Source organism: Nonomuraea sp. B10E15, from assembly GCF_039871615.1.
In the GTDB taxonomy this organism is placed as follows: Bacteria; Actinomycetota; Actinomycetes; order Streptosporangiales; family Streptosporangiaceae; genus Nonomuraea.
On record NZ_JBDPMB010000001.1, the window covers coordinates 1,368,640 to 1,387,853 of the forward strand.

Consider the following 19,214-nt stretch of genomic DNA (forward strand, 5'->3'; position numbering starts at 1 on the left):
GCGCGTCCTCACGCGGCGACGAAGAACTCCAGCAGCTCGGGCACCAGGGCCTCCGGCGCCACGTTGTGCGCCTGCCCCTCCAGCACGCGGTGCACCGCCCCCGGTACCGCCGCCGCCACCTCCTGCCCCGCCCGAGCCATCCACGCGGGACTGGCCTCGCCGTTGAGCACGAGCGTCGGCTGGGTGAGTGCCGCCAGACCGGCGGGCAGCCGGTTGCCCGGCCCCATCACGGCCGCCTCGTAGGCGAGGGTGTGCGCGACCGCCTCCATCGGCGCCCAGGACGGCAGCGCGCGCATCGCGGCGACGGCCTCGGGCGGCGCCTCGGCGGCCTCCACCATGAACCGCTCCACCGCCTCGCCCCGCCTGCCCGCGCGTACCAGAGCGTCGAGCTGCGCCGCGAAGTCGTCCGGCAGCGGGGGCGCGCTGTCGTCCACATGGTACGGCGGCTCCCACAGGGCCAGTTTCGAGATCTCCGGGTTCACGGCCGCCGCCTCGATCGCCAGCGCGGCCCCCGACGAGCCGCCGAACACCATGGCCGTGCCGCCCGCCGAGCCGATGACGGCGGCCAGATCCTCCACTTCCCGCTCGACGGCGTACGGCGCGGTGTCGCCGCTGTCGCCGCGGCCCCTGCGGTCGTAGTTGACGACCGTGAACCACGGGGCCAGGGCGGCCGCCACGCTCGCCAGCGTGGCGTGCCCCCTGTCGGTGAAGGCTCCGTTGACCAGGACGAGGACGGGTCCCGAGCCGTACCGGTCGAAGGCGATGGCGGTGCCGTCCGCCGAGGTCGCCTCGCCGCTCAGCCGGCGGGCTGGAGCAGGCACAACGCCTCCCAGTGGTGGCCGTCGAGGTCGGCGAAGCCGCGCTGGTAGCGGAAACCGTCGTTCGGCTGCACGCCCGCGGGCGTGGCGCCGAGCGCCAGCGCCTTGTCCACCAGCTCGTCCACCTGCGCCGGGCTCTCCACGCCGAGCACCAGGATCGATTCGGTGGCCTTGGCGGCGTCGCCGACGTCCTTGGTGATGTACTGGGCGAACACCGGTTCGGTGAGCAGCATGACCTGCGTCTCCTCACTGATGATCACCGACGCCATGTCGGGGGACGCGCCGAACAGCTGGAAGCCGAGACCGGTGAAGAACTCCTTCGACCGCTCCAGGTCCTTGACCGGGAGGTTCACGAAAAGCTGCATGTCCGAGACCTTTCATCGTCGGAGAGGAACACCCTCGAGTCTGCCGACCGGTGGCTCCCGGGTCTTGGATCTGCATGCCAGGCGACTTGACGATCAGCGCACTGTGCTCAGAGCAGGCCGGCGCGGCGGTACTCCGCGGGCGGCATCCCGTACGCGCGCCGGAACAACCTGCTGAAGTGCGCCGAGTCGGGCAAGCCCCACCTGGCTCCGACGCTGCTCACGGACAGGTCGCGCATCGCGGCGTCGGCCAGGTCGGCGCGGCAGCGCTCCAGCCGGCGCTGGCGGATGTAGGCGGCCACCGTCGTGTGCTCCTGCTCGAACAACCGGTGCAGATAGCGCACGGAGATGTGGTGGGCGGCGGCGACGGTGGCCGGGTCGAGGTCGACCTGGCCGAGGCGCTCCTCGATGAAGGCGCGGACGCGCAGCAGCAGCGTGCGCCTGCGCGTGTCGGGTGCCAGGGCCTGGGCCTGCTCCATCCGCTCGGCGACGGCCGTGCCGATCAGGTCGAGCACCACGGTCGCCAGCCTGGCGGCGCTGGCCGGCTGGTAGCTCTCGAGGTCGAACGCCACCCTGCGCAGCAGCGGGGCGGCGAGCGCGGCGGCGCCCGTCTCCGCCGTGATGGGCAGCGCCGTCAGCTCGGACATGGCGCCCGGGGGCAGGGCGAGCAGGTCGTGCGGCAGGCTGAACACCGCGAGCTGCACCGCCCCGTCATAGGCCAGCTCGTACGGGCGGGTGAAGTCGTAGATGGCGAACTCGTCGCGGCGGAGCTGGGTGGCCCGGCCGTCCTGGGAGATCCGCGGGCTGCCTGACACGGCCAGCACGACCCGGTAGACGTCGGGGTTGTCGCGGCGGATCAGGCCGGGGGTGCGGTGAACGCTGTGCGGGGTCGAGGTGCGAACCCTGCCGACCCCCACGGAGCCGAGCTGGCCGAGCTCCATCTCGCCCCGCAGCGGGGCGTCGGGGTCGATGCGCAGGTCGAGCGGGCCGAGCGTGTCACACACGAGAGCCCGCCAGGCCTCGTGGCGGCTCTTGGCGGGTAAGTCGCTGGTTCTGATCAGCACGGCCATCAGAGCCGCCTGAAGGGACCGTCGCCTTCGGGCGATGGGGGCATCGGGAGCGGGAGGGCCGCCAAGGCGCGAGCGTGCAGTGGCAGATCCTCGGACATTGTCGCCACCTCCGGATAGGACTGAGCTTGTGCTTTCGGGCATCGGTCAGGGCTTGGCCGTCGTCTCCGGCGCAAGCGGGGCGACAAGCCGCTCCTTCGGGGAGCGGAGGAGTCACGCCCGTCATCCTCCCGTCGGGCAGCCCAGGTCATGCTAACGCCGACGAACACGGCAGAGCGGGCACGGCAGAGCGGGCACGGCAGAGCGGGCACGGCAGAGCGGGCACGGCAGAGCGGGCACGGCAGAGCGGGCACGGCAGAGCGGGCACGGCAGAGCGGGCACGGCAGAGCGGGAACTGCAGAGCGGCACAGACGTGGCAGGGCCCCGGGCGGTGCGCGCCCGGGGCCCAGCCGGCCGCTCAAGCGGTCTGGCGCGCCTGGATGGCCTGCTTGTAGAGCCTGCCCGCCCGGTAGGACGAGCGGACCAGCGGCCCGGACAGCACTCCGGCGAACCCGATGGCCTCGGCCTCGGCCTGCAGCTCGACGAACTCCTCCGGCTTGACCCACCGCTCCACCGGGTGGTGGCGCGGCGTCGGCCGGAGGTATTGGGTGATCGTCAGCAGGTCGGTGCCGGCGGCGTGGAGGTCGCGCATGGCCTCGGTGATCTCCTCGCGCGTCTCGCCCATGCCCAGGATCAGGTTGGACTTGGTCACCAGCCCGGCCTCGCGAGCCGTCGTGATCACCTGGAGCGAACGGTCGTAGCGGAAGGCCGGGCGGATGCGCTTGAAGATCCGCGGCACCGTCTCGACGTTGTGCGCGAACACCTCGGGCCGGCTGGAGAAGACCTCCTCCAGCTGGTCGCGGTCGCCGTTGAAGTCGGGCACCAGCAACTCGACACCGCAGCCGGGCAGCAGCGCGTGGATCTGGCGCGCGGTCTCGGCGTAGAGCCAGGCGCCGCCGTCGGGCAGGTCGTCGCGGGCCACCCCGGTGACGGTGGCGTAGCGCAGGCCCATCTGCTGGACGGACTCGGCCACCCTGCGGGGCTCGTCGCGGTCGTATTCCTTGGGTTTGCCCGTGTCGATCTGGCAGAAGTCGCAGCGGCGCGTGCACTGGTCGCCGCCGATCAGGAAGGTGGCCTCGCGGTCTTCCCAGCACTCGTAGATATTGGGACAGCCCGCCTCTTCACAGACCGTGTGCAGACCCTCCCGGCGCACCAGCGACTTGAGCTCGGTGTATTCGGGACCCGTCTTCAGCTTGGTCTTGATCCACGGGGGCTTGCGCTCGATAGGGGTTTCGGCGTTGCGCACCTCCAGGCGGAGGAGCTTTCGGCCTTCAGGAGCAACGGTCACGTTCTCAGCTTACGTCTCCCGCGAACCGCGCCGTCCGAGGGGGCGTACGCGCTCACGTGACCAGGCCGAACCCGCCGATCGCCCGGGTGTAGTGAAGGAGCAGTTCCTCGTCGATCCGCTCGGACTCGTGCGCGCCGAGCACTTCGGAGCGCGGGACGGAGGCGAGCACGCCGTCGTCGGTGAGCCGGAACCTGGCCAGCGCGTTCTGCCTGATCGACGTGACGCTCTCGCCGCGCAGCGCCGCCGCCTGCATCGGCGCCAGATAGCCCCCCTTGGCCGCCAGCTCCTCCAGTGCCGCGATCTCCCCGGCGGAGGCGGCCCGCAGCGTCAGCGTCCGCCGCCGGGCCTGGACACGGTGCTCGCCGGCGCGCGCCAGCCTGGTCAGCGTGTACTCCAGCAGCAGCAGCGGCACGCCCAGCACCCGGCCGAGCAGGCGGCCGAAGAAGCCCGCCACCTCGTACGTGGTCCCCGGATGGTCCAGAACGCCCAGCGAGGAGGCGGCGATCGTCGTCTGCGCCTCCTCCCTGACCCGGAGCGGCTCGGCGCCCAGCAGCGCGTCATGCCACGCCGCCAGGGTGTCCAGGGCGCCGTTCACCACCAGCTCACCGCCGGTCGGGGCCTGCGCGTACGCCGCGGCCAGCAGGGCGGCCCGCTGCCTCGGCGGCAGCGCCAGCCACAACGGCAGGCCGACCAGCAGGACGGGGGTGCGCAGGAGGCCGGCGCGGACGTACCGGGTGTCCGTGGCCAGGTCCATGACCGCCACCTTCGCGGGGCGCTTGACGCCCACCCGGTCGGCCACCCGCTCCGCGGCGGCGTACAGCTGAGGAGCCGCGGCCCGGTCGAGCACCTCGGCGTCGGCGGGCAGGCCACCGCCCAGGCGTGGCCGCAGCGCCCACCCGATGGTCACGCTCGCGCCGCCGAACAACCACGCGATCAGGGAGTCCGGTCGGCTGAGGATGATCCACCCGCCCAGGGCGACGAACGCCAGGGTCAGCAGATGCACCACGAGCGCGAGGAGAAAAGCCAGGATGGACGTCACACGCGCGAGCCTAAGCCGGAATACGCCCATATTTCCGGCACGGTCAGGTGCCGATACGGTTACCGGCGGAGGAGATCCTCCTCGTGCAGGTCGTACGGCTCCATGCCGAGTGCTTCGGCCAGCCGCTTCTCCGCGATCGGCAAGACCTCCTCGACCACGATGCGGCGTCCCGTCTCCGCCGACAGCGAGGAGACGCCCACGCCGGGGATGCCGCACGGCGTGATGCGGTTGAACCAGCGCGGGTCGTTGGCGCAGTTGAGGGCGAAACCGTGCATGGTGACGCCGCGCGTGACGCGCAACCCGACCGCGCCGAGCTGGCGGTCGGGCAGCCCGAGGCTGGGCTCGCCGGCGGCCCAGACGCCGCCGCGTCCCCGCACGCGCCTGGCCGTGACGCCGAAGTCGGCGCAGATCTGGATCATCACGTCTTCGAGGCGGCAGGCGTAGGCGACCACGTCGGTGATCGCGACGATGGGGTAGGCGACGAGCTGCCCGGGGCCGTGCCAGGTGAGCCGGCCGCCCCGGTCGACGTCGATGACCGGGGTGCCGTCAGCGGGTCGCTCATGCGGGGCGGTGCGCTTGCCCGCGGTGTAGACCGGCGCGTGCTCCAGGAACAGGACGGTGTCGGTCAGCTCGCCGGCGACCCGCTTGTCGTGCACCCAGCGCTGCAGCGACCAGGCCTGCTCGTAGGGGACGTCGACACCTAGGCGGACGATGGCGAGTGCGTGGGGATCGTCCCCGTGGATGGGGCGCATGAGCCTATTGTGCCGTTCCCTTACCTTCGAAGGGTAATCAGGGGGTCAGCAACCGTGGCTCGATCCTGACCTCCTTGACCCCGCCGGCGCCGTCGTGCTCGACCTTGTACGCGTAGCCGCCCGGCTCGACGGTCACGGCCTGGATGAACTCGGTGCCCACGTAGTGCAGCCCGACGCCCTCGTCGGCGGCGTATCCGCCGGGCAGCTCGCCGTCGGCCACCGACCTCTGCAACAGCTCGCGGCGCTGGGGGTCGGAGTCGTAGTGGACGCCGCACGAGTAGGGCAGCAGGGCCATGCCCTCGGCCCACACCTGCAGCTCCGGGCCGAAGGAGTCGGTGTTGCCCCCGACGTGCCAGCACAACGCGCCCGCGCTCTGCCCGGACAGCACCACGCCCGCCCGCCACGCCTCGTCGAACGCCTCGTCCAGGCCGTGCAGCCGCCACAACGCCATCAGGTTGGCGACGCTGCCGCCGCTGACGTAGATCATGTCCTGTTCGAGCATCCAGGCCCGGGGATCGGGCACGTTGGGCATCGGGAACACCGTCAGATGGCTCAGCTCGACGTCCCACCCGGCGAAGGCGCCGTACATCTTCAGCAGCCAGTCGCTCGAGTCGCCGAGCGCCGTGGCGACCAGGCCGAGCTTCGGGCGGTCCTGTCCGGTCAGGTCGATGCCGTAGCGCAGCAGCGGGCTCGCCTCGATGACGTTGTGGCGGTTGCTCGGGCGGAACGATCCACCGCCGATGGCGAGGATGTGCGACTGTCCTGACCGGCTCATGTCAAGATTCTCCCGACGTTCTGAAAGTAGTGGAACGGCATCCTAGAGTACGGTGCTGAGCGCCTCGTCGAGACGGGTATGCGCGAAGCGGTAGTCAGCGGCGGACAACTTCGCCGGCAGGATCCGGTGGCCGGGGAGCAGCGCCTCGCGGACGAACTCGCCGAGCCCCGCGGACAGCGCGAACGCCGGCACGGGGAGCGGCATCGTGCTTCTGCGCAGGGCTTTTCCGAGCGCCCTCGTGAACTCGGCGTTGGTGACGGGGGAGGGCGACGTGAAGTTCACCGGCCCGTCTACGTCCTGATTTTTCAGGACATGGAGCGCGGCCCCCACCCAGTCGTCCACGCTGATCCACGACCAGTACTGCTTCCCCGACCCGAGCGGCGCCCCCAGCCCCAACCTGAAGATCGGCAACATCCTGGCCAGCGCCCCGCCCCGGCGGCTCAGCACCAGCCCCGTACGCGCGAACGCGGTCCTGATTCCCGCCTCCCGGGCCCGCTCCGCCTCGCCCTCCCAGGTCGCGCACAGGTCCGCCAGGAAACCCTCGCCCCGGCCCTGGCTCTCGTCGATCACCCGATCTCCTGTGTCGCCGTAGAAATCGACTCCGGACGCCGACAGGAGCACCCTGGGCGGCGCCTCCAGCTCCCGCAGGGCGTCGACGAGCACCCGGGTGCCCTCCACCCGGCTGGTGACCAGTTGCCGTTTGTACGCCTCGCTCCACCGCCGGTCGGCGATCGGCGCCCCGGCGAGATGGACCACGCCGTCGGCGCCCTCGAGCGCGGCCAGGTCGATCACCTGCTCCCGCGGTTGCCAGAAGGCCTCACCGGCTCCGCGGGGCTCCCGGCGTACCAGCCTGACGACCTCCCGGCCCTCGGCCCGCAGCGCCTCGACCAGCGCCGAGCCGAGCAGCCCCGACGCCCCCGTCACGATGATCGCCATCATCCCAATGTACGCCGCCGCCTTCCCGGCGGCGTGCCGCCACTCGCACGTGTCGCCCCGGCCCCGGCGCGGGAGGCGGCGGCACGCCGCGTGTTGTCGCGGGGCCCCGCTCGCGACGTCGTGCCCCGCCAGGAGCCGTGCGCGTCGCGGCCGGTGGGTCGCCCTCTCGCGTCCGAGGCCCGTTCGAACGCCTGTGCCGGTCTGCGGCCTTTCACGCGAGGGCAGCGTCACATGCGAACGCCGGGCGGCCCGTGAGGACCGCCCGGCGTCACGACGTCCCGCGGCTACGCGAGCCCGAGCTGGGCCTCGAAGCGGCCCTCCTCGAGACGGCGCTTGACCGTCGTCAGGAAACGCGCCGCGTCGGCGCCGTCCACCAGCCGGTGGTCGTAGGTCAGCGCGAGGTAGACCATCGACCGCACGGAGATGGCCTCGCCCTCAGGCGTGTCGATCACCACGGGCCGCTTCACGACGGCGCCGGTGCCGAGCATGCCCACCTGCGGCTGGTTGAGGATCGGCGTGTCGAACAGGGCGCCCCGGCTGCCGGTGTTGGTCAGCGTGAACGTGCCGCCGGTGATCTCGTCAGGGGTCACCTTGTTGGCGCGCGTGCGCTCGGCCAGGTCGGCCGTCTTGCGGGCGAGCCCGGCGAGGTTGAGGTCGCCGGCGTTCTTGATGACCGCCGCGATCAGGCCGCGCTCGGTGTCGACCGCGATGCCCAGGTGCTCGACGTCGAAGTAGGTGACCTCCATGGTCTCGTTGTTGATCGTCGCGTTGAGCTTCGGGTGCTGCTTGAGCGCCTCGATGGTGGCCATCTCGAAGAACGGCATGAACGACAGCTTGACGCCCTCGCGGCGGAAGAAGTCGGCCTTCGCCTGCTCGCGCAGCCGAGCGATCTTGGTGACGTCGACCTCGACCACGGTGGTGAGCTGCGCCGCCGTCTGCAGCGACTCGACCAGCCGCTTGGACATCGTCTGGCGCAGGCGCGACATCTTCTCGGTGCGGCCGCGCAGCGTCGTGTCGACCTCCACCGGCTCGGGCGCCGCGGCGGCGGCCGGAGCCTGGGCCGCGGGGGCGGGAGCGGCGGCGGGCTGGGCGGCGGCGGGCGCCTGCGTGGCCTGGGCGGCCTGCTCGCGCTGCGTCTTGGCCGCCTCGAGCACGTCCTGCTTGCGGATGCGGCCACCGACGCCGGTGCCCGTGATCGAGTCGAGGTCGACCCCGTGCTCGTTCGCGAGCTTGCGCACCAGCGGCGTCACGTAAGGGCTGTCGCCCGACGGGATCGGGGTGGGCTCGGCGGCCGGCGCCTGCCGCTCCGGCGCGGGCGCCTGCGGGGCGGGCTGCGGAGCCGGGGCGGGCTGCGCCGGAGCCGGCTGCGGGATCGAGGAGGCGGGAGGAGCCGGCGCGGGCGCGGGCTCGGGCTCGGGCTGCGCGGCCGGCTGCGGGGCCGGCTCGGCGGCCGGAGCCGCCTCGGGAGCCGACGCGGTGGCGCCCGCCTGGCCGTTCTCGTCGATGACGGCGAGCTCGGCCCCGACCTCGACAGTCTCGTCCTCGGCCACCACGATCTTGGTGAGGACGCCCGCGGACGGCGACGGGATCTCTGTGTCGACCTTGTCGGTCGACACTTCGAGGAGCGGCTCGTCAGCCTCGACGCGCTCGCCCTCCTTCTTCAGCCAACGGGTTACGGTGCCCTCGGTCACGCTCTCGCCGAGCTGGGGCATCTGTACGGAGACCGGCATCGTTATTCTTCTCTCGCGTTCTGATCTCGAGGGCTGGACTAGTTGTGTACGTGCAACGGCTTGCCGGCCAGGGCCAGCATCGCCTCACCGACTGCCTCGGACTGCGTCGGATGTGCGTGGATGAGCTGGGCGACCTCTGCGGGCAGCGCCTCCCAGTTGTAGATCAGCTGGCCCTCCGTGACGAGCTCGCCGATACGCCTGCCCACCATGTGGACACCGACGACGGGGCCGTCCTTCTGGGCGATGACCTTCACGGCGCCCGAGGTGCCGAGGATCTGGCTCTTGGGGTTGCCCGCCAGGTCGTAGACCTGCTCGACGATCTCGATGCCGCGCTCGGCCGCCTGCGCCGAGGTGATCCCGACGGAGGCCACCTCCGGGTCGGAGTAGGTGATGCGCGGCACGCCCGCGTAGTCGATGGGCGGCGGGTTGAGGCCGGCGATGTGCTCGGCCACCATGATCCCCTCCGCGAAGCCGGCGTGCGCGAGCTGCAGCGTCGGGATGAGGTCGCCGATGGCGTAGACGCCCGGCACGGACGTCTGGCAGTGCTCGTCGACCACGACGGCGCCGCGCTCGACGGTGACGCCCTGCTCCTCGAAGCCCATGCCCGAGGAGACGGCGCCGCGGCCGACCGCGACGAGCAGGAGCTCGGCGTCGAGGGTCTTGCCGTTGGCGAGCGTGACGACCACACCGGTTTCCGTGGTCTTGGCGCCGTCGAAGAAGACGCCCAGCTCGTATTTGATGCCGCGGCGGCGGAAGGCCCGCTCCAGCAGCTTGGAGCTGGACTCCTCCTCCGTGGGGAGCAGGTGCGGCAGCGCCTCGACGATCGTGACCTCGGCTCCGAACGAGCGGTAGACGCTGGCCAGCTCGACGCCGATCACGCCACCGCCCAGCACGATCACCGAGCTGGGGACGTGGTCCATCGTGAGCGTGTGCTCGCTGGTGATGACGCGCTCGCCGTCGATCTCCAGGCCGGGCAGCGTCTTGGGGGCGGAGCCGGTGGCCAGGACGACGTTGCGGCCTTCGTAGACCTCGGAGCCCACCTGGACCCGGCCGGGCCCCGCGAGGCGGCCCTCGCCCGCGACGATCGTCACGCCGGCACCCTTCAGCAGGCCCTGCACGCCCTTCCACGCCCGCGTGACGATCTTGTCCTTGAACGCGTGGACGCCCTGGACGTCGATGCCGTCGAAGCGCGCCTTGACGCCGAAGGACTTGCTCTCGCGGGTCTCGTCGGCGACCTCGGCGGAGTGCAGCAGGGCCTTCGTGGGGATGCATCCCCTGTGGAGGCAGGTGCCGCCGATCTTGTCCTTTTCGATCAGGACGACCGACTTGCCCAGCTCGGCCGCCCGGAGCGCGCAGGCGTAACCGCCGCTGCCGCCACCTAGGACGACGATGTCATAGGCCACAGGAAGGCTCCTTGTCGGGGTGTTGTGATGCCCTCATCTTTTCATTTGTTTCAGATGCTCGCGTGCCGCTCTGCCAGTCCGATGAGCGTGCGGGTGATCGCACCGGTGCCGCCCTTCGGGACGTAACCGTACGGCTCGCCCTTGTTGAACGCGGGACCGGCCATGTCGATGTGGGCCCAGCGCACTCCTTCGGGCACGAACTCCTTCAGGAAGATGCCCGCCGTCAGCATGCTGCCCCACCGCTCGGGCTGCAGGTTGGCGAGGTCGGCGATCGGTGAGTCCAGACCCTTGCGCAGCTCTTCGGGCAGCGGCATGCCCCACGCGCCCTCGCCCGCGGCCGTGGCGGCCTCGAGGACGAGCTCCCTGACGGCGTCGTCGTTGGCCATGACGCCGGCGGTGCGCCAGCCCAGCGCCACGATCTGCGCGCCGGTGAGGGTGGCGACGTCGACGATCACGTCGGGGTTGTCCTCGGCGGCTCTGGCGATGCCGTCCATGAGCACGAGACGGCCCTCGGCGTCGGTGTCGAGCACCTCGACCGTCTTGCCGCTGTAGCTGTGGATGACGTCGGAGGGGCGCTGCGCGGTGCCGCTGGGCAGGTTTTCCGCCAGGCAGAGGTAGCCGATCGCGTTGACGGGCAGGCCGAGCCTGGCGATGCCGATCAGCGCGCCGAACACGGCGCCCGCGCCGCCCATGTCGGACTTCATCCAGTCCATCGAGGCCGACGGCTTGAGCGACAGGCCGCCGGAGTCGAACGTGATGCCCTTGCCCACGAACGCCAGCGTCTTGCTCGCCTCGGGGTGGGTGTAGGAGAGGCGGACCATGCGCGGCGGGTTGGCCGAGCCCTGGCCGACGCCGATGAGGCCGCCGTAGCCGCCGTCCTTGAGCGCCTTCTCGTCGAGGACCTCGACGCTCAGCCCCGCCTTGCCGCCCGACTGCTCGGCGATCTCGGCGAACTTGGCCGGCCACAGGTCGGAGGGCGGGGTGTTGACCAGGTCGCGCACCAGCGCGACGGACTCGGCCAGCACGCTCGCGCGCTCGGCCACGCCCTCGGGCTGGCCGGAGACCACGGTGAGCTCGGAGACGGGCGGCTTCTGCTCGCCGTCGGTGCGGTAGCGGGCGAACGTGTACGCCCCCAGCAGCGCGCCCAGCGCGACGGCCTCGGCCTCGTCAGGGGTGTCCGCGGGCAGGACGAGCGCGGCGCGCGCGGTGCCGGCCAGTGATCGCACGGCGGCGCCGGCGGCCCGGCGCAGGCCGTCGGGGTCGGGGGAGTCGCCCAGGCCGACTGCGACCAGCAGCGGTGCGGCGGTGGCGCCGAACGTCGGCAGCTTGGCCAGCTCGCCGGCCTTGCCGGTGAAGGCGACGGCTGCGAGGGAGCCGGCGAGCTTGCCGCCGAAGGCCGTGTCGAGGGACTCGTCGCCCGTCACGGGCCGGGGGCCGTCGGGGCCGGACCTGAAGCCGACGATCAAGGCGTCGGTGTCGAAGGAGACGGGATCTGCTGAGTTCAGCCGCACAGTGGTCACGTAAACCGATGCTATCCACGGTTTCTCGGTACTCACAAACAGGGGTTCATCCTACCAATGGCGCTGTAGGTTTTCATGCGACATGGTGCTAGTGTCATTGGCATCATGCTGCTGACCCTCGACCTGAACGACGCCAGGCCCCTGCACGAGCAGGTGGCCGGCGCCATCCGGCGCGCCATCGGCGAGGGCTCCTATCGCCCGGGGGACCGGCTGCCACCGGCCCGCGACCTGGCCCAGGCGCTCGGCATCAACCCCAACACCGTGCTGCGCGCGCTGCGCGACCTGCGGGACGAGGGCCTGCTGGAGTTCAGGAGAGGCAGGGGGGTCAGCGTCGCGGGCCGCGCGGACGGGCGCGCCCTGCTGGTGCAGCGGGCGCTTGAGCTATTGGAGGAGGCCAGGAAGCACGGCTACGGCCGTGACGACCTCATCGCCATCTTGGAGGAACTGCCATGAACCCCCGAGTCATCGCCGCGGCATGGGGCCTGCCGGTCACCGCCGCGTTCGTCCTGGTCCCCCTGGCGGTACGCGACCGGCTGCCCGATCCGATGGCCACGCACTGGGGGAACGAGGGGGTGGACGGTTCGATGCCGTTCACCGGGTTCGTCGCCGTGGGGCTGGTGCTGTGGGGAGTGCCCTGGGTGCTTCTGCTGGTCGGGAGCAGGTGGGCGCACGCGCACAGGGACGGCCGGATGTTCTGGTGGGGCACGCTGGGCTTCATGAGCGTGTTCGCGCCCGGCGCAAGCCTCAGCGTTCTGGCGGCGAACCTCGACGTACCCGTCTGGACGGCGGCGCAGCTGACGGCCTGGCACGTCATCGTCACCCTCGCGGGATCCGCCGCCGTGGCCGTCGCCGCCGGCTACCTCGGCAGGGGCGAGCCCGACCAGGCGCCTTCCGCAGACGCGCGCCCGCCGCGGCTCTGGCTCAGGGAGGGAGAGCGCACGGTCTGGGTCAGCCGTGTCACCAACCCGTGGCTGGCCGCGGTAGCCGCCGCCGCGGGCGGAGGCGTGGGCGTGCTGGCCGTGCTGCGTCTCCTCGGGTCCGGGGCGGGCGCCGTCCTGGGCGTCACGCTGCCCGTGCTCGTCATCGTGCTCCTCCTGGGGCTGCTGTCCGCCTCGGTCGCCGTCAGGGTGAGCGGCGACGGGGTGGCGATCGGGTTCGGGCCGTTCGGCTGGCCGGTGCGCAGGATCCGGCTGCAGAAGATCGACGTGGCGCTGTCGGAGACCCGCCATCCGAGCCAGGTCGGCGGCTGGGGCTTCCGCGGGCTCCCCGGCAGCGCCACCATCATGTTGCGCGGCGGGGAGTGCCTGATCATCAGGTACCGTTCCGGCGGTCGACTCGCGATCAGCATCGACGACGCTTCCCGCGGCGCATCCCTCATCAACGCCCTCATCGCGGAGCGAGTGGAGCAATGAACAGACCTCTCCCCATCTTCATCGTCCTCGCCTTCGGGTTGTCCTGGGCGGTCGCGCTGCCCCTGTGGCTCGGCGGGGGCCTCGGCTCGCCGCTGATGCCCCTGGTGGCCTCGGCCATGATGTTCACGCCCACCGTGGCGGTGCTCGGCGCGTGGGCCGTCACGCGCGCGCCCGCCCGGGAGTGGGCCCGCCGGACCGGGCTCACGTTCGGCGAGCGCCGGAAGCGCACCTGGCTGCTCGTGCTGGCCGCCTGGCTCGGGGTGCCCCTGCTGGCGTTCCTCGCGATGGGGCTCAGCGCCGCCGCCGGCCTGGTCGCGCTCGACCTCGACCGGCTCAGCCTGCTCAGGGCGGCCCTGCAGGCCCGCGGCATGGAGATCCCCGGCGAGCTCGGCACGGTCGCGGCACTGCAGATCGTGGTGGCGATCGTCGCCGGCCCGCTGCTCAACGCCATCCCCGCCCTGGGGGAGGAGTGGGGCTGGCGCGGATGGCTGCTGCCCCGCCTCACCTCCACGAACGGCATGCTCGCCGGCCTGCTGCTCTCCGGCGCGATCTGGGGCGTCTGGCACGCCCCGCTCACCCTGCTCGGCTACAACTACCCCAGCCTGAGCTCGTGGGCGGCCCTGTTCTTCATCGGCTTCTGCGTGCTGGCCGGAGTGCTGATCGGATGGTTGCGGCTGCGCACGGGCAGTGTGTGGCCCGCGGTCGTGGCCCACGGCTCGCTCAACGCGGTCATGCCGCCCATCCTGCTGCTCGGCGACGCCGCCGCGCCCCCCGACGAACTCCTGGTCGGGCTGACCGGCCTGGTCGGCTGGGTCGTGCTGGCACTGGCCGGCGCGGCGCTGCTCCGCTTCTTCCCGGTACGCCAGGAGCCGGCGGACCGGACGACCCCAGCCGCCGCCGAGCCCCGGACCTCGGCGAGCAGCGCACACCACGACTCAGCCGAGTAGCGCGCACACCACCAGCGCCGTGGCCGTGGCTGTCTCCACGAGCGCGCCCAGAACGTCGCCGGTGATCCCGCCGAGTCGCCGTCCGGCGTGCCGGAGCAGCAGCAGGGCGGCGCCGAGCCCGGCGAGCAGCCCGGCCGGCAGCACGACCGCGCCCGCCCAGCCCGGGCCGGGGCCGGCGGGCGGGCCGGCCGGCAGCACGCCCGCCCAGCCCGCGCCGAGCAGCGTGGCCACGGTGACGAGCCACGGCGCGAGCGGGCGTACCGTGCCCGCGACCATCGCGCCGAGCCCGCCGGGCCGGGCGGCGGGCACGCCCGCCCGGCAGGCCCACACCAGCGCCAGCCGTCCCGTCGCGCAGGCGGTCACGAAGGCGGCGTAGCCGGCGTCGGCGGCCGCGACCACCTGGATGAGCAGCGTGAATACCAGCGCCATCACCCCGAACGGCCCGATGTCCGACTTTTTCATGACGTCGAGCGCCTGAGTGGCCGGCCGGCCACTGCCCAGCCCGTCGGCGAGGTCGGCGAGCCCGTCCAGATGCAGCCCTCGGGTCAGTACGGCCAGCGACCCCGCCGCCAGCGCCGCGCCGAGCAGCGGCGGCCCGTGCAGCAGCGAGACCAGCGGCAACGGCAGCCCGGCGACGAGCCCGAGCACCAGCCCGACGGCCGGCGCCAGCACCATCGCCCGCCCCGCGACCTCCCGGTCCACCCGCTCCACGCGTACGGGGAAGACGGTCAGCGTGCCGGTCGAGAACCGCCAGCCGTCCGCGAACCGCCGAACCCTGACAAACCCGCTCACCGGACCGCCGTCCTCTCCTCGTGCCTGGGAGAGACCGTAGCGCCGGTACGCGTTCGTATTTCACATCGGTAACGGACGATCCCGGTGCCCACTAGTCTGTCGGGATGCACGTGCTTGAACTCGAAGGCGTAGACGTCCGCGTTGTCGGCAAGGCGCTGCTCGACGGCATCGACTGGCAGGTCGGCTACGGCGACCACTGGGCCGTCCTCGGCCCCAACGGCGCGGGCAAGACGACGCTCCTCTCGCTGGCCGGCGCCGTACGCCATCCCAGCGAGGGCACGGTCAAGGTGCTCGGCCACCCGCTCGGCCGGGTCGACGTGCGCGAGCTGCGCCGGCACATCGGCCTCGTCGCCTCCAGCCAGCGGCTGATCGACGAGGAGCTGATGGAGCAGGAGGGCGCGACCGCGCACACCGTGGTGCTCACCGGTCACACGGGGACGAGCGCTCCGCTGTGGGACAGGTACGGCGACGTGGAGCGTGACCGGGCCCACCGGCTGCTCGCGGACCTGGGCTGCAAGGAGCTGGCGGAGCGGCCGTTCCGCGTGTGCTCGCAGGGGGAACGCGCGAGGATCCGGGTGGCCAGGGCGCTCATGGCCGACCCGGCGGTGCTGCTGCTCGACGAGCCGTTCGCGGGGCTCGACCTGCCCGCCAGGGAAGACCTCATCACCGCTGTCGAGGAGCTCGCCACGACCAGGCCCGTGCTCACCACCGTGATGGTGACGCACCACCTGGAGGAGGTGCCCGCGACGACCACCCACGCGATGCTGATGCGCGACGCCAGAGTGCTCGCCGCCGGCCCCGTGGACGACGTGCTCACCCCCGCCAACCTCTCCGACTGCTTCGGCCGCTCCCTGCACGTGGACCGCGTGGACGGCCGCTGGTACGCCCGGGCCGCACGCCCCTGACAGCACCCTCCTCTGTGCCCTCCTCCCGGCGCCGCCTCCGACGCGGCCCATCCTGACCCCGCCCTCGCAGGCGCCCGCGTCGGTGTTCCCCTCCGCGTCCTCGTGGGTGGTCCACCCGCGTCCGTGCCGGCGCCTGCGCCGCCGTCAGAGCTCCAGCGACCGCCCGGCGACCACCAGGGCCACATGCTCGGACTCGGCGGCCAGGCGCTCGTTCAACCTCCCCAGCACGTCCCTGAAGGCCCGCCCGGCGGCCGTGGCGGGCACCACGCCCAGCCCCACCTCGTCGGACACCGCCACGATCCGCTCCCGGGCCTGCCGCCACGCCGCCACGAGGTCGTCGCAGCGCTCGACCACGGGCGCGCGCTCGCCCTCCCAGGCCCTGTGCTCGTCGAAAACCGCCGCCACCCAGGTCCCCAGCCCGTCGATCAGCAGCGGTGTGGTGGCGCGCCTGATGGCCGTGGCCAGATCGGTGGTCTCGACGGTGGCCCAGTGAGCGGGACGCCGCGCCCGGTGCGCCCGCACCCGTTCCGCCCACTCGCCGTCCTCTCCGCCGGCCGGGCCGGTGGCGACATAGGTGACGTACGGCTCCGCCGCCAGCCGCAGCTCCGCCTCCGCCGACTTGCCCGAGCGCGACCCGCCCAGCAACAACGTCCGCTGCGGCCGGACTGCCCGCCCGCCCGCCCGCTCGTCCGCGGAGCCGCTCAGCCGAGGGCTCGCAGGGTCGCTTCGCGGGCCGTTCGGCGGGCCGCACGCCAGTTCGGTGCCGTCAGGGACGGCGATCGCTCCCCACAGCCGCAGGCGCCTGGCCAGTTCCTCCTCCGACCGGACCCGGTGATCGAGCCCGACGGCCACCACCAGGGTCGCCTCGTCGGCCAGCCCCGAGCGCCGCAGCTCGCCGAGCCGCTCCGGCCGGTCCAGCAGGTCGATCAGCACGACGTCGTAGCGCGCCGGCCCGCCTACCGGCTCACTTACTGGGAGCGTCCGTCCCGCCGGCAGGTGGAGGAGCGCGGAGCCGCCGGGGCCTGCCAGCCCCAGACCGCCCGCAAGGGGCAGGTAGCCGTCGGGCGGGCCGGTGAAGGGGTAGCGGACCACGCCGTCCACGACCAGCTCGAACGGTCGGCGATGACCGGCGGGCAACCCGGCGCACGAGACGCACCCGCAGCCGGGCTCGGGCCAGCCGGTACGGCCCGCAGTGCCGTTGATGAGGAGCTTCACCGCGCCGAGCGTACAAACCCGCGTCCGCTCCCGCTCGCCCGGGTGCGCGACCTTGGGGTCAGCCGCCGGCCTTCACCGTGGTGCGGCGGCGGGCGGCCACCAGGGCGCCGCCTCCGAGCAGGGCCAGCACGCCCGCCCCACCCGCGATCCACGTGACCGGCACCCCGCCCTCGGAGGCGGTCTCGGGGAGGGCGCCGTCGAGCGCCGTGCCGCCCTTCTCCCTGCCCGGATAGCCGTCGACCGCGACGACGTCACCGCCCGCGTTCACCCGGACCCCGGCCATGGAGGCGAGGAGCCGGGCGGTGGTGGCGGACTCGGCGCCCGCGACGCACGTGGCCGACGGCTCGGCGGGCGGATGCTCGCCGGGGTAGGCGTCGGTGCCGGCCTCGCCGAAGTCCACCGCCACGACCACGCGCTTGTGCCCGGAACCGGCGGTGTCCTTGCCGCACAAGGCCTGGAACGAGGGCAGCTCCCCGGCGGGGGTTCGCCCGCCGTCCCGTCCGGGGCAGCCGAGAAGCGCCAGCCGATGACGGAGCCGTCCGGCGGCGAGTCGCCGGACGCGGCCGCCAGCCAGGCGGTGCCGTCGCTCCGCCAGACGCTCCACCCGCGCGCGGCGCCGGGATCGGCCGCGCCCGGGACGGGATCTCCGGGGGAGACGGGCGGTGCGGCGAGGGCAGAGCAGGGGAGGGAGACCGAGGCGGCCACCCCGAGGACGGCTCCGGCCGCAACACGAAACGCGCGCAGCATCGATGGACCTCCAAGCTCGGGAGTAGGGTTCCAGTGCCTGCGGAGGGTGCGCCGGCGAACCCGCGGAAAAGGAGCGTATGGCATGACATGGCGTTGGCGTTATGAAAAGGCAAATGGTGGTGAGGTAACGGATCGTCCTTTGCCGCGAGAGGTTTTTCCGAGCCAGGCGGACGCGGAGTCGTGGCTCGGCGAGAACTGGCGTGACCTGCTCGAATCCGGGGTGGAGCAGGTGGCCCTGCTCGAGGAGGATCGCGTCGAGTACGCGGGAATGTCATTGCGTCCGGAGTGAATGCCAGCAACACGAAAACCCCTTGAGCCATTCGTGGCTCAAGGGGTTTTCGCCGCTCGTGTGATTACGGGCGGGTGCGGGGGCTCTCCGTCTTGGAGGGGTCGCGCTCGACGACCGGGGCGAGCACGTCGTCGATCCGCCGCAGCACGTCCGCATCCAGCTTGACGCCCGACGCCCGCACGTTGTCACGCGCCTGCTCGGGGCGGCTGGCGCCGATGATGGCGCTGGAGACGTTCGGGTTCTGCAGGACCCACGCGATGGCCAGCTGCGCCATGCTGAGCCCCAGGTCCGCGGCGATCGGCTTGAGCTCCTGGACGCGGGTCAGCACGTCGTCCCTCATCCACCGGGCGATCATGTTGCTGCCGCCGCTCTTGTCGGTCGCGCGCGAGCCCTCGGGGGGCTGCTGTCCCGGCAGGTATTTCCCGGTGAGCACGCCCTGGGCGATCGGCGACCAGACGATCTGGCCGACGCCCTCCTTCTCGCTCAGCGGCACGACCTCGGACTCGATGATCCGCCACAACATGGAGTACTGAGGCTGGTTCGACACGATCCGGTCGAAGCCCATCTGATCAGCGATCTTGAGGGCCTGGGCGATCTGCTCGGCCGTCCACTCGCTGACGCCGACGTAGAGGACCTTGCCCTGGCGTACGAGGTCGTCGAAGGTCTTGAGCGTCTCCTCGAGCGGGGTCTCGTAGTCGAAGCGGTGGGCCTGGTAGAGGTCGACGTAGTCGGTCTGCAGGCGCCGCAGCGAAGCGTGGATCGACTCGGTGAGGTGCTTGCGCGACAGGCCGCGGTCGTTCCTGCCGGGCCCGGTCGGCCAGTAGACCTTGGTGAAGATCTCCAGCGACTCCCTGCGTACGCCCTTCAGCGCCCGGCCGAGCACTTCCTCGGCCTTCGTCGCCGCGTACACGTCGGCCGTGTCGAACGTCGTGATGCCCTCGTCGAGTGCCGCCTGAACGCACTGCTTGGCGGCGTCCTCCTCGACCTGGGAGCCGTGGGTGAGCCAGTTGCCGTAGCTGATCTCGCTGACCACGAGACCGCTGCGACCGAGGTGTCGGAATTCCATGCGTCCGACCTTAATCCCGGCACGTGGGGTGATCCGTTTCGGGATAGGGTGC

General features: G+C 72.2%; 20 protein-coding genes. 5 read left to right on the top strand and 15 right to left on the bottom strand.

Going from position 1 to position 19,214, the window contains the following annotated elements; all coding sequences use genetic code 11:
* Positions 1-8 precede the first annotated feature (8 nt).
* From ABGB14_RS06290 to ABGB14_RS06340, 11 genes are all read right to left on the bottom strand, one after another.
* Positions 9-821 carry an alpha/beta hydrolase gene (locus tag ABGB14_RS06290; protein ID WP_347642577.1) on the bottom strand — a complete coding sequence of 271 codons (813 nt, stop codon included), beginning with the start codon at positions 819-821 and terminating at the stop codon, positions 9-11.
* Positions 797-1,183: a VOC family protein gene (locus ABGB14_RS06295; protein ID WP_347642578.1), complete on the bottom strand. Its 387-nt coding sequence runs from the start codon at positions 1,181-1,183 to the stop codon at positions 797-799. Before ABGB14_RS06295 ends, ABGB14_RS06290 begins: the two co-directional genes overlap by 25 nt.
* A gap of 107 nt (positions 1,184-1,290) precedes the next feature.
* Positions 1,291-2,250 carry a helix-turn-helix domain-containing protein gene (locus tag ABGB14_RS06300; RefSeq protein WP_347642579.1) on the bottom strand — a complete coding sequence of 320 codons (960 nt, stop codon included), beginning with the start codon at positions 2,248-2,250 and terminating at the stop codon, positions 1,291-1,293.
* Positions 2,251-2,704: 454 nt separating this feature from the next.
* Positions 2,705-3,634, bottom strand: coding sequence for a lipoyl synthase (gene lipA, locus ABGB14_RS06305; protein ID WP_347642580.1), 930 nt, complete (start codon positions 3,632-3,634; stop codon positions 2,705-2,707).
* A gap of 52 nt (positions 3,635-3,686) precedes the next feature.
* Positions 3,687-4,673 (bottom strand): hypothetical protein, encoded by a 987-nt coding sequence (locus ABGB14_RS06310; RefSeq protein WP_347642581.1) that lies wholly within the window; start codon positions 4,671-4,673, stop codon positions 3,687-3,689.
* A 59-nt stretch (positions 4,674-4,732) separates the two neighbouring features.
* Entirely contained in the window at positions 4,733-5,425 is a 693-nt protein-coding gene (lipB, locus tag ABGB14_RS06315) for a lipoyl(octanoyl) transferase LipB (protein ID WP_347642582.1), read from the bottom strand.
* A 37-nt stretch (positions 5,426-5,462) separates the two neighbouring features.
* The gene (locus tag ABGB14_RS06320; protein ID WP_347642583.1) at positions 5,463-6,200 is read right to left on the bottom strand and encodes a peptidase E; all 738 of its coding nucleotides are present in this window, start codon (positions 6,198-6,200) and stop codon (positions 5,463-5,465) included.
* Positions 6,201-6,242: 42 nt separating this feature from the next.
* Positions 6,243-7,136 carry a TIGR01777 family oxidoreductase gene (locus ABGB14_RS06325; protein ID WP_347642584.1) on the bottom strand — a complete coding sequence of 298 codons (894 nt, stop codon included), beginning with the start codon at positions 7,134-7,136 and terminating at the stop codon, positions 6,243-6,245.
* 284 nt (positions 7,137-7,420) lie between these two features.
* Positions 7,421-8,866, bottom strand: a complete 1,446-nt coding sequence (gene sucB, locus ABGB14_RS06330; RefSeq protein WP_347642585.1) for a 2-oxoglutarate dehydrogenase, E2 component, dihydrolipoamide succinyltransferase — start codon at positions 8,864-8,866, stop codon at positions 7,421-7,423.
* Positions 8,867-8,904: 38 nt separating this feature from the next.
* Positions 8,905-10,269: a dihydrolipoyl dehydrogenase gene (gene lpdA / locus ABGB14_RS06335; protein ID WP_347642586.1), complete on the bottom strand. Its 1,365-nt coding sequence runs from the start codon at positions 10,267-10,269 to the stop codon at positions 8,905-8,907.
* A 50-nt stretch (positions 10,270-10,319) separates the two neighbouring features.
* Positions 10,320-11,789 (bottom strand): leucyl aminopeptidase, encoded by a 1,470-nt coding sequence (locus tag ABGB14_RS06340; protein ID WP_347642587.1) that lies wholly within the window; start codon positions 11,787-11,789, stop codon positions 10,320-10,322.
* Positions 11,790-11,894: 105 nt separating this feature from the next.
* On the opposite strand from ABGB14_RS06340, the gene ABGB14_RS06345 reads away from it, so the two are divergent.
* From ABGB14_RS06345 to ABGB14_RS06355, 3 genes are read left to right on the top strand one after another with little or no spacing between them, the layout of a single operon-like run.
* Positions 11,895-12,242 (top strand): GntR family transcriptional regulator, encoded by a 348-nt coding sequence (locus ABGB14_RS06345; protein WP_347642588.1) that lies wholly within the window; start codon positions 11,895-11,897, stop codon positions 12,240-12,242.
* A complete protein-coding gene (locus tag ABGB14_RS06350; protein WP_347642589.1) occupies positions 12,239-13,201 on the top strand; it encodes a hypothetical protein in 963 nt (320 codons plus the stop codon). The genes ABGB14_RS06345 and ABGB14_RS06350 overlap by 4 nt, the downstream gene beginning before the upstream one ends.
* Positions 13,198-14,148 (top strand): CPBP family intramembrane glutamic endopeptidase, encoded by a 951-nt coding sequence (locus ABGB14_RS06355; protein ID WP_347642590.1) that lies wholly within the window; start codon positions 13,198-13,200, stop codon positions 14,146-14,148. Before ABGB14_RS06350 ends, ABGB14_RS06355 begins: the two co-directional genes overlap by 4 nt.
* On the opposite strand, the gene ABGB14_RS06360 is transcribed toward ABGB14_RS06355, so the two are convergent.
* On the bottom strand, positions 14,137-14,940 hold the full coding sequence (locus ABGB14_RS06360) for an adenosylcobinamide-GDP ribazoletransferase (protein ID WP_347642591.1): 804 nt from the start codon (positions 14,938-14,940) through the stop codon (positions 14,137-14,139). The two genes, ABGB14_RS06355 and ABGB14_RS06360, sit on opposite strands and share 12 nt — an antisense overlap.
* A gap of 104 nt (positions 14,941-15,044) precedes the next feature.
* Between ABGB14_RS06360 and ABGB14_RS06365 the strand changes: the two genes are divergently transcribed.
* Positions 15,045-15,845: an ATP-binding cassette domain-containing protein gene (locus ABGB14_RS06365; RefSeq protein ID WP_347642592.1), complete on the top strand. Its 801-nt coding sequence runs from the start codon at positions 15,045-15,047 to the stop codon at positions 15,843-15,845.
* Positions 15,846-15,989: 144 nt separating this feature from the next.
* On the opposite strand, the gene ABGB14_RS06370 is transcribed toward ABGB14_RS06365, so the two are convergent.
* Together ABGB14_RS06370 and ABGB14_RS06375 are read right to left on the bottom strand one after the other, a co-directional pair.
* The gene (locus ABGB14_RS06370) at positions 15,990-17,060 is read right to left on the bottom strand and encodes a bifunctional adenosylcobinamide kinase/adenosylcobinamide-phosphate guanylyltransferase (protein WP_347642593.1); all 1,071 of its coding nucleotides are present in this window, start codon (positions 17,058-17,060) and stop codon (positions 15,990-15,992) included.
* Between the two features lie 58 nt (positions 17,061-17,118).
* Positions 17,119-17,664 carry a hypothetical protein gene (locus tag ABGB14_RS06375; RefSeq protein ID WP_347642594.1) on the bottom strand — a complete coding sequence of 182 codons (546 nt, stop codon included), beginning with the start codon at positions 17,662-17,664 and terminating at the stop codon, positions 17,119-17,121.
* Between the two features lie 225 nt (positions 17,665-17,889).
* Here ABGB14_RS06375 and ABGB14_RS06380 point away from each other — a divergent pair, with 225 nt between their 5' ends.
* Positions 17,890-18,096 carry a hypothetical protein gene (locus ABGB14_RS06380; protein WP_347620821.1) on the top strand — a complete coding sequence of 69 codons (207 nt, stop codon included), beginning with the start codon at positions 17,890-17,892 and terminating at the stop codon, positions 18,094-18,096.
* A 64-nt stretch (positions 18,097-18,160) separates the two neighbouring features.
* Here ABGB14_RS06380 and ABGB14_RS06385 read toward each other — a convergent pair whose 3' ends face one another.
* A complete protein-coding gene (locus ABGB14_RS06385) occupies positions 18,161-19,162 on the bottom strand; it encodes an aldo/keto reductase family protein (protein WP_347642595.1) in 1,002 nt (333 codons plus the stop codon).
* Between the last annotated feature and the right edge of the window lie 52 nt (positions 19,163-19,214).